Source organism: Myxococcus vastator (genome assembly GCF_010894475.1).
Classification (GTDB): Bacteria; Myxococcota; Myxococcia; order Myxococcales; family Myxococcaceae; genus Myxococcus; species Myxococcus vastator.
This window is the reverse complement of record NZ_JAAIYB010000333.1, coordinates 1-9485: the sequence shown is the minus strand read 5'-3', so window position 1 is coordinate 9485 and position 9485 is coordinate 1. Positions and strand designations below refer to the sequence as shown.

At 71.3% G+C, this 9485-nt stretch carries 9 protein-coding genes; 6 read left to right on the top strand and 3 right to left on the bottom strand.

What is annotated here, in order from left to right:
- Window positions 1-425: TIGR02266 family protein (locus tag G4D87_RS26985; RefSeq protein ID WP_163785343.1), on the top strand; the 425-nt coding region annotated here is incomplete at its 5' end.
- A 236-nt stretch (window positions 426-661) separates the two neighbouring features.
- Window positions 662-2290, top strand: coding sequence for a sensor histidine kinase (locus G4D87_RS26980; protein WP_205507741.1), 1629 nt, complete (start codon window positions 662-664; stop codon window positions 2288-2290).
- Here the strand turns inward: G4D87_RS26980 and G4D87_RS26975 are convergent.
- A complete protein-coding gene (locus G4D87_RS26975) occupies window positions 2268-3158 on the bottom strand; it encodes a ferredoxin reductase domain-containing protein (protein ID WP_205507740.1) in 891 nt (296 codons plus the stop codon). The genes G4D87_RS26980 and G4D87_RS26975 overlap by 23 nt on opposite strands.
- Before the next feature lie 194 nt (window positions 3159-3352).
- Here G4D87_RS26975 and G4D87_RS26970 point away from each other — a divergent pair, with 194 nt between their 5' ends.
- From G4D87_RS26970 to G4D87_RS26960, 3 genes are all read left to right on the top strand, one after another.
- Window positions 3353-4105, top strand: a complete 753-nt coding sequence (locus G4D87_RS26970; protein WP_163785338.1) for a lysophospholipid acyltransferase family protein — start codon at window positions 3353-3355, stop codon at window positions 4103-4105.
- A 34-nt stretch (window positions 4106-4139) separates the two neighbouring features.
- A complete protein-coding gene (locus tag G4D87_RS26965) occupies window positions 4140-5291 on the top strand; it encodes a THUMP domain-containing class I SAM-dependent RNA methyltransferase (protein WP_163785336.1) in 1152 nt (383 codons plus the stop codon).
- Window positions 5292-5511: 220 nt separating this feature from the next.
- Window positions 5512-7191 (top strand): RluA family pseudouridine synthase, encoded by a 1680-nt coding sequence (locus G4D87_RS26960; protein ID WP_163785334.1) that lies wholly within the window; start codon window positions 5512-5514, stop codon window positions 7189-7191.
- A 59-nt stretch (window positions 7192-7250) separates the two neighbouring features.
- Here G4D87_RS26960 and G4D87_RS26955 read toward each other — a convergent pair whose 3' ends face one another.
- Both G4D87_RS26955 and G4D87_RS26950 read right to left on the bottom strand, forming a co-directional pair.
- Window positions 7251-8036, bottom strand: coding sequence for a class I SAM-dependent methyltransferase (locus tag G4D87_RS26955; protein WP_240358646.1), 786 nt, complete (start codon window positions 8034-8036; stop codon window positions 7251-7253).
- 143 nt (window positions 8037-8179) lie between these two features.
- Window positions 8180-8746 (bottom strand): NifU family protein, encoded by a 567-nt coding sequence (locus G4D87_RS26950; protein ID WP_163785332.1) that lies wholly within the window; start codon window positions 8744-8746, stop codon window positions 8180-8182.
- Window positions 8747-8910: 164 nt separating this feature from the next.
- Here G4D87_RS26950 and G4D87_RS26945 point away from each other — a divergent pair, with 164 nt between their 5' ends.
- A complete protein-coding gene (locus tag G4D87_RS26945) occupies window positions 8911-9447 on the top strand; it encodes a DUF2378 family protein (RefSeq protein ID WP_163785330.1) in 537 nt (178 codons plus the stop codon).
- The last annotated feature ends 38 nt before the right edge of the window (window positions 9448-9485 follow it).

The following is a 9485-nucleotide window of genomic DNA, read 5'->3' as shown; positions in this document are numbered from 1 at the left end:
CCCCACCGCCGCCTCCACCTCCCGCGCCAGCCATGCGCCGGGCCGCGGCGGCGCCCACCTATTCCAGCGCGGAGTTCGTCGGCCTGGAGCGGCGTTCGGACGACCGCATCCACGCGGACGTGAAGGTGACGCTGCAGAACGCGGGCATCTTCACCGACCACCGCATCATCAACCTGTCATCGGGCGGACTGTTCATCGCCACGGACAAGCCGCTGCGGCTGGGGACGCTGGTGGAGCTCACCTTGCGCTTCGATGAGCCTCCCCGGGTGCTGACGCTCCGCAGCTCCGTCATCTGGGAGAATTCGCTGGAGGACGGAAAGAACCCGCGCGGCTACGGGTTGCGACTGAGCCACCTTCGCCAGGAGGAGAAGGAGTTCGTGCAGAAGTATCTGGCTCGCGCGAAGGACCTGAAGAAGAAGCCCTGACGCCAGGCGCTACAGCATCTGTCCCAGGAAGACGGCGCCCATCATCACGAAGGCCGCCATCACGGCCATGACAGCCTTCAACTCCAAGTCATCGCGGTCCATCAGGTTCATGAAGTTCATCGTCGTGCCCTCCGAGTGTTGCCCCTCGCCCTTCCCTACGGGGTGCGGGAGAACCCATTGCGTCCGCCGCCGGCTCCGCTGAAGTCTCCTTGCGGACGGTGCGGTGGACCCAGAGGATGACCGCCGTGTCCACCGCCTCCGCCGAATACCGGCTGCTCGAAGCGATGCCCCTCCCCACCGCGCTCATCCGCGGCAAACAGGTGCTACGGGTCAACGCGGCGCTCGCTACCCTGCTGGGCGCTCCGGCGGCGGAGCTGGAAGCCCTCTCGCTCTCCGAGAGCATCCGCCGCTTCGTGCCCGAGGAGCGCGGCTGGGTGGAGCCGATGTACGAATCCCTCGTCCGGGGTGGGCCGCTGCCCGAAGGCCCCGTGTGGGTGCGCGTCCAGCCGGTGAACGGCCCCCAGCGCACGCTGGCCCTGAGGCACGCGCCCGGAGCGCACCCGGACGAGTGGGTGGTGGTGCTGCTGGAGGCGGAGGCGGAGGACTCGGTGCGGCGCTTCACGGAGGCGTTGGTGGCGGCCGCCGCGGCGATGCTGCGCTGCCGCGACGAGCGTTCGGTGCTGGAGACGGCCGTGGACGCCATCTACCGCCAGGGCTTCTCCGTGTCCGTCATCCACGTGGACGGCGACGCCTTCCGGTACGGGCCCCTGCGGCAGAGCCCCTTCATCGTGGCCGAGGCCGAGCAGCTCTACGGCATGCCCCTGGCGGACGTGCGCATTCCGAGCGCCGCGCTGCCGCACTTCCTGGAGGTGCTCGAGCGGCGCAAGGCGGCCTTCCACCACGACATGCTCGGCGTGACACGCTTCCCGCCTCCCACCAACGGGGGGAGCCCCGTGTGCCAGCTGCATCCGCCGGACCTGCGCGGGCTGGACGCACCCATCCTCGTGGACGGGCAGCCGTTCGGCGTGCTCTCCGTGCAGGGCCCCACCCTCACCCCCGCGGGCGCCAGCACCCTGGAGCTGTTCGCGCAGCTGGTGGGCGGCGCGCTGGAGAACGTGCGCCACCACCAGACGTCGGCGGTGCGGCTGGAGGAAGTGTCCCGGCTCCAGGACGAGCTGGTGGCGCGCGAGCGGCTGGAGGTGCTGGGCGAGGCCGCGGGCGTCGTGGCCCACGAGGTCCGCAACCCCCTGGGCGCCATCCTCAACGCGGTGGCGGTGCTGCGCCGCGAGGCCCACCTGGGGCCCACGGGACAGGCCGCGGTGGGCATGCTGGAGGAGGAGGCCATCCGGCTGGAGGACATCGTCCGGGATTTGCTGGACGTGGTGCGTCCGTTGGAGCCGCGCCCGCGCCCCGTGCAGTTGGGCGAGCTGGTGCGCCGCGCGCTGGGGCAGATGCATGGCCCGCCGGACGCGCCCACGCTGCGCTTCAGCGTGGACGAGGCCGCGGAGACGCCCTCGCTCGAAGGCGACGAGACGCTGCTCCAGTTGGCGGTGACGCACCTGGTGCGCAACGCCGTCCAGGCCTCACCCGCGGGCGGCAAGGTGAGAATGACGGTGGAGCCCGCGGACGACGGCGTGCGCCTGGTGGTGGAGGACGAAGGGCCCGGCATTCCCGACGTGGACCCGCAGCGCGTCTTCCAGCCCTTCTTCCTCACCCGCGCCAATGGACGGGGCCTGGGGCTGGCCATCGTCCAACGCGTGGTGCTGGCACACGCGGGCAGCGTGCGCGCCAGCAGCCGGCCTCGCGGCGGCGCCCGCTTCGAGCTGTGGCTGCCGCGAGCGCCTAGCCGTAGGTCTCCCGTTTGATGCGCTTGTCCTCGATGCCCAGCGCGTGGAGGTGGCCCAGTACCGTCTCCATGAAGCGCGGCGTGGAGGGCGTGCGCGTCTCCAGCGCCTTGCGCCGGTCCCACGGCGTAATCGCCGGGCCGCAGGCGTACACCAGGCACGAGTCCCGGTCCTGAATCAGCTCCTCCAGCAGGGACTGGTGGATGCGGCCCTTCCGCACGGCGGCGCCGAAGCGGGACTCGTCCGTCTCACGGGTGAGCGTGTGCACCACGCGCACGCGGCCGGGGTGCTGGCGCTCCAGGGCGGCCAGCTCGTCGCCGAACAGCACATCCCCCCACGTCTTGCTGGAGAAGAGGAAGGTGTGGCGCAGCTTCAGCCCCCGGTGGAGCGCGTCCTTGAGGATGGCGAAGTTGGGCACCGCGCCGGAGCCGGCCACCAGGTGGACGACGTGCTCCGTGCGCGTCTCCACGTCCTCCGGCAGCACGTAGGGCCCCATGAAGGCCATCACCTTCATCCGCGCGCCGGTGAGCCGGCCATGCACGAGGTAGGGCGACAAGAGCGGCGGATAGCGGGTGAGGCCGGGGATGAACTCCTCGTCCTTCACGGTGATGGCCACCAGGGGCTCGTGTGGCGCGGAGGCGAGCGAATAGGAGCGCTGCGGCTCCTTCCGCCCCTTCTGCGCCTGGAGATAGGCCGACAGGCGGCCCAGCGCCGGGAACTGGTGCGGGTCGATGTTGAGGAACTGCCCGGCCTTGTAGTCCAGCGGGACTCCGCCGAAATCCAGGAACAGCGTCGCCGTGTCGTGCGTGTCCATCCGCACACGGTCGACGGTGACCTCGTATTCCACGGGCTTCCTGGCGCGCGACGCGCGGGCTTCGACCAGACTCATGCGCCCTCCCATAACCAACCCGCATGGAGGGTGGGAAGAGGGGAAGGAAAAACCGTCCCGCCCCCCAGTCCCACATGAGCGTTGGCTGTACGACGGGCCGCCCGGCAGGCGAGGCGCCGGGACAAGAGAGGGGCTGACGCGCGACACTGGTTGGAACTACATCTGCGGGTGGAACGTTCAGAGGCGACCGACACGTGCTGCGCATTCTCTTCTTCCTGATGTCCAAGCTGCCGGAAGGCGCCCGCCAGCAGGTGGTCCGCGCGTTGATGGACGGCGTCTGGGACACCCTGGCGAACGAGAAGGTCCTGGGGCGGGAGAACATCCCGGACCAACCCTGTCTCTTTCTCTGCAACCACCTGTCCAACGCGGACGGCTTCACGCTGGACCGGGCCTTCCGGCCGCGCAAGGTCGTCTTCCTGGCCGGGGTGAAGCTGAAGAGCACGGTGATGACGCGCCTGGCCGCGGAGACGATGGAGACCATCGCCATCAAGCCCAACTCGCCCGACATCGAGGCGATGCGGCGGGCGCTGGACACGCTCAAGGCCGGCAAGTCGGTGCTCATCTTCCCGGAGGGCGCGCGCAGCCGCACGGGCACGCTCACCCAGGCGAAGAAGGGCCTGTCGCTGATAGCCAAACGCGCGGGCGTGCCGGTGGTGCCGGTGGCGCTGCAGGGCACGGAGAAGCTGATGCCCATCAACGACTCGGACATGGGCGGCGAGCGGCTCTTCAACGCCGACGTCTTCGTGCGCTTCGGCCCGCCCTTCCGCGTGGAGGCGCTGGAGGCCGAGGTGGCGGGCGCCGAGGACCCGCGCCAGGCGCTGGTGGATGCGATGATGCGCCGGGTGGCGGAGCTGCTGCCGCCCGAGTACCGCGGCTTCTACGCGGAGGCCCCCGCGCCGACGGCTCCGGCCTCGGACTGGGAGCGGCCTTCCGCGCCCGCGTCCTGAATGAAGCATTGCGGCGCGCGCCGGGACGCGGACAATGGACGCTCCCGTGACCCGCGCCCGCACCGACGAACAGCTCTTTGTCTCCACCCTCCCCGGCCTGGAGCCCGCCCTGGAGGCAGAGGCCTCCGCGCTGGGCTGGAGGCCCCGCCGCGTGGACGGCGGCGTGGAGCTGGAGGGCCCGGCCGGCCTGCACCAGGACGCCAACCTGCGCCTTCGCTGCGCCAGCCGGGTGCTGCTGCGCGTGGGCACCTTCCGCGCGGGTGACTCCGACACCCTCTCGGACCGGCTGGCCGAGCTGGAGTTGTCTCACGTCTGGGATGGGCGCTCGCCGCCGAAGCTGTCGGTGAGCCTGAGCCGCTCCCCCGTACCAGGGGCCGACGTGGTGCTCTCCGCGGCGGCGTATGCGTGGGACGTGCCCTCGGTGGAGCGCGCGGGGCCGCTCGATGAAGAGGGCGGAGGCCCCGGCCTGACGTTGCTGGTGCGGGTGGAGGGTGACGCGTTCACCGTGAGCGCCGACACCAGCGGGGATGCGCTGCACCGCCGCGGCTACCGCCAGGAGGTCAGCCGCGCGCCCCTGCGTGAGACGCTGGCGGCGGGTATCCTCCGGCTGGCGGGCTACGACGGCACGCAGCCCCTGGTGGACCCGATGTGCGGCTCGGGCACCTTCCTGGTGGAGGCCGCGTGGATGGCCATGCGCCGGGCGCCGGGACTGCTGCGCGCCTTTGCCTTCGAGTCCTTCCCCTCCTTCGATGCCCAGGCCTGGAACCAGCGCAAGGCACGCGCGGAAGCGGACGCGCTGCCCGCGCCCCCGGCGGCGCTGCATGGCTACGACCTCAACGCGGGCTCGCTAGGGACGGCGCGTCGCAACGCCCGGCGCGCGGGGGTGACGCTCGCGCTGGAGCGGCAGGACGTGGGGACGCTGAAGGCGCCCGTGGAGGGCCCGGGGCTGGTGGTGGTGAATCCGCCCTACGGCAAGCGCGTGGGCGAAGCCGAGGACCTGCCCGCGCTGTACCGGGCCCTGGGGAACACGCTGCGCCAGGGCTTCGCGGGGTGGCGCGCGGCGGTCATCCTTCCGGATGAGGCGGCGCTGCTGAAGGCGCTGGGGCTGACGGGGGCGACGAGCCTTCCGGTGCGCAACGGTGGGCTCAAGTGCCGGCTGCTGCTGTCGGCGCTGGGGGCGACGTGAGGCCCGGGCCGCCGCGGCGGGAGCGGCACGCGGCTCGGCGCCGCTGCCACCTTCGGAACGAGTCGCGCTGACCAGCGCGCGCCGGCTTCGCGGACGAGGCAGCCGAGCGAGACGGCATGGACCGCCCTGCTGCCCAGGGGGGCGCGGAGTCCCCGGTGGAGCGCCCATGAAGACGGCCGCCCGGGTGCGCCGCGCCGCCGTGCCGTGGTAACGCGGGCCTGTGGAAACGTGGTTCACGCCCTTCGAGCCGAAGCCTCTCGCGGACGAGCTCCCGGTGAGCTTCCCAAACCCCTTCGACGAGGGCGCGCCCCACGCGCTGGCCCGCCGGGCGGCGGAGTGGCTGCAGCGGGAGCTCCGGACAGGCCCTGTCGCGCCTGGATTCGCGGCCTCGTGCCTGGACACGTCCGAGGGTGGAAAGATGTTCGGCATCCTCGTGGTCCAGGCACCTGACGGACGCGTCGGCTTCCTCCGCGCCTTCTCGGGCATGCTGGGTGGGCGGTGGGACCTCCCCGGTTTCGTGCCGCCCCTCTTCGCCCGTGACGAGCGCGAGCGGCTGGAGCCCGCGGGCGACGCCCTGGTCAAGCGCCTGATGGCCCGTGAGGCGTCCTTCCGCCAATCCCCCGAGCGCGCCTCCATCCTGACCGCGCACGACGCGTTGCGAGCGCGCCACACCGAGGCCCGCGCGGCGCTGCGCGCCACACACGACGCCCGGAAGAAGCAGCGCCATGCGAGGCGCGCGGACGTCATGGCCTCGGACTCGCTGAGCGAGGAGGCGAAGCGGGCGGCGCTGCATGCGCTCGACCAGGAGAGCCGGGGGGACAAGGCGGAGCTGCGAGGACTGGACGCGGAACACGACGAGGCGCAGCGGGCGCTGGCGCCAAGGCGGGCCCGCATGGAACGGCGGCTTCGCGCCATGGAGCGACTGCGGCGCATCGTCTGCCGCGCGCTGATGAAGCGCCTGCACGACACCTACGTGGTGCCCAATGCACGAGGAGAACACCGTCACCTGCGCGGCCTCTACGCCGGTGGTGAGCCCCCATCGGGCGCGGCGGACTGCGCCGGGCCCAAGCTCCTGGCGCATGCCCTCACCCAGGGCTTCCGTCCGCTCGCGCTCGCCGAGTTCTGGTGGGGGGCTCCTCCTCCCGCGGGAGGCCGAGCCTCCGGCGCGTACTACCCGGCTTGCAAGGACAAGTGCGGGCCGCTGCTGCCGTACATGCTGGACGGGCTCCCCGTCTCCGCGCCCCGGCCCTTCGCGGTGCCCGTGCTGCCGTCACGAGGGCTGGACATCGTCTTCGATGACGAATGGCTCGTGGTGGTGGACAAGCCGGAGGGCCTGCTCTCCGTGCCCGCGAAGGACGTCTCGGTGGAGGACTCGGTGCTGGCCCGGCTGCGCGCGCGGTCTCCAGAAGCGGCGGGGGTGATGCTCGCGCACCGGCTCGACCTGGACACGTCGGGGCTGCTCGTCGCGGCCAAGGACGTGCGCACCTACGCGGCCTTGCAGCGCCAGTTCGCCGGGCGCGAGGTGCACAAGCGCTACGTGGCCTGGGTCGACGGCAACGTCCGGGGCGAGCGCGGCACCATCGACTTTCCCATGCGCGTGGACCTGGACGATCGGCCCCGCCAGATTCATGACCCCGTACACGGCAAGCCCGCGGTGACGGAGTGGCACGTCCTTGAACGCAGCCACGGCCGCACGAAGGTGGCCCTCTTCCCGCTCACCGGCAGGACACACCAACTGCGCGTCCACGCGGCCCATCCGCTCGGCCTGGGTGCCCCCATTGTTGGCGACCGCCTCTACGGCCATCCAGGTCCCCGGCTGCACCTGCATGCGGAGGCCCTGTCGTTCCAGCACCCCGTCACGAGACAGCGCGTCACGCTGGAGCGGCCGGCGCCCTTCTGACCTCGGGCGTCTCGACCGCCAGCCTTGCGCTCCGTGGAGTCACCGCGACGCAGCGCGGCTCACGCGCCGGAGACGTCCGAAGCCTCCACTGGCTCGGAGGCCACAGGGAACTCCGGCTCCGGCGAGGAATCAGGCTCAACAATGGCCGCCGCCGCGGGCTTCACGCCCAGCTCACGCGTCAGCTTGGGATTCACGCCCGTCTCCGCCAGCAGCCGCTCCAGTTGCACGCGCGCGCGCCGGTTCTCCCGGTGCACGCGGCGCCCCAGGATCAGCTCGTTCTTCAGCGAGTGCTCCCAGCCCGTCAGCTCCGTCACCGTCACCTGGTAGCCGAAGGCCTCCAGCGTCAGCGCGCGGATGACGTTCGTCAGGTGCGAGCCGAACTCGCGCCGGTGCCACGCGTGCGCGTACAGCAACGACATGCTGCCGCTGCTGGCCACGACGGGGCGCTTCTCCTTGAGCTGCGCGGCCACCTCCGCCTGGCAGCACGGCACCACCGCGACGTGGTCCGCGCCATGGCGGATGGCCGCGACGAGCGCATCATCCGTGGCCGTGTCACACGCGTGCAGCGCCATCAGCAGGTGGATGCGCTCCGGGTACCGCGCCGTGTCGATGTGCGCCGTCTGGAACTGCATCCGCGTGAAGCCCAGCCGCTGGGCGCGGCCCTGGGCCCGCTCCGTCAGGTCCGGCCGACCTTCAATGGACAGCAGCGTGCCGCTGGCGGCGCCCTTGAGGAACAGCTCGTAGAGGACGAAGCCCAGGTAGGCGTTGCCGCTGCCCGCGTCCACCAGCACCGTGTCCGGGTGGCGCGCCTGGACATCCTCCACGGCGGGGCGCAGCAGGCCCATCAGGTGGTTCACCTGCTTGAGCTTGCGCAGCGCGTCCGCGTTGAGGTGCCCCTCGCGCGTGAGCAGGTGCAGCTCGCGCAGCAGCGCGGGGGACTGGTCCGGCAGCAGCTCCCGCCGGACCTGCGAGGCCTTGACGTTGCGTCTCAGACGGACACCACTTCGAGGACCTCGGGAATCATCTCCCGCAGGCGCCCCTCGATGCCCATCTTCAGCGTCGCCGTGGACGACGGGCAGCCCGCGCACGAGCCCTTCATGTGCAGGTAGACGATGCCGTCCTCGAAGCGGTCCAGGGTGATGTCACCACCGTCCATGGCCACCGCCGGGCGGATTTCGCTGTCCAGGATGTCCTGGATGCGCCCCTCCACCGTGCCACCACCGGCCTGTCCCGCCGACTCGCGGGCCGCCGCCAGCGCCGCCTCGTCCACCACCGGCTCGTTGGCCGTCAGGTGGGTGTCCAACGTGGACATGACCTCGTCATTGAGTTCGTCCCACTCGCCCTCTTCCCCCTTCGTCACCGTCACGAAGTTGGTGCCAATCATCACCGCCGTGACGCCGCGCACGTCCATCAGCTTGCGCGCCAACGGGGACTTCGCCTGGGCGTCCTCGGGGTTCGTGAAGTTCACCGCCCCGCCGGCCAACAACCGCCGGTCCACCACGTACTTCAGCGTGCTGGGGTTCGGGGTCCACTCGAGCTGGATGTTCACCGACATTCAATTCTCCTTGGACGACTCCTCTAAGGCGCTCGCGGCCCCATAGCAACCCGGCTCGCGGACTGGCAATCGCCCCTCGCCCCCGCGCCTCCCTTCCACTCCGGAATCAATCCGGAATTCAAGAAATACATGAACTCATAGTGGATTTTGCGTAGACTGGGGGCATGCCTCCCCCCCTGCCCCGCGTGCCCGCCAGCGTGTTCGAGGGGTTGTTCGTGCGGGGGCTCCGGGCAGAGGGCCGGCTGGCCCAGGAGCTGGTGACGCTGGGGTACGACAGCCGGAAGCCGGAGCTGGACTACCCCATTGCCCTCTGGCAGCAGGCGGTGGCCCTGGCGCGGCGGGAGCGCTACGCGGAGCTCGGTGACGAGGACGCCTACCGGCAGCTCGGCCGGCGAAGTGCCCTTGGCTTCGCGCAGACGCTCGTGGGGCGCGTGACGGCCGTGGCCCTGCCCATGATTGGCCCGGCGCGCGCCCTGGAGCGGCTGCCTCGCTACCTGGCGATGATGGGCCGCTCGGACGTGGACGTGTCGCTGGCCTCCGAAGGCGAGCGCGGCCGACGCCTCTCCCTGTCGGACCGCTACAACAAGCCGGATTTGATGGCGGGGGGCCTGGAGGGAATGTTGGAGCTGGCCAACGCCCGGCCGCGAATCATCGTGGAGGAGCGCAGCAGTGGGGGGTACCGTCTGTTCGTGCGCTGGTAGCCCGCCAGCCCTGCCCCGGAGTCCCGCGTGTCCTACCC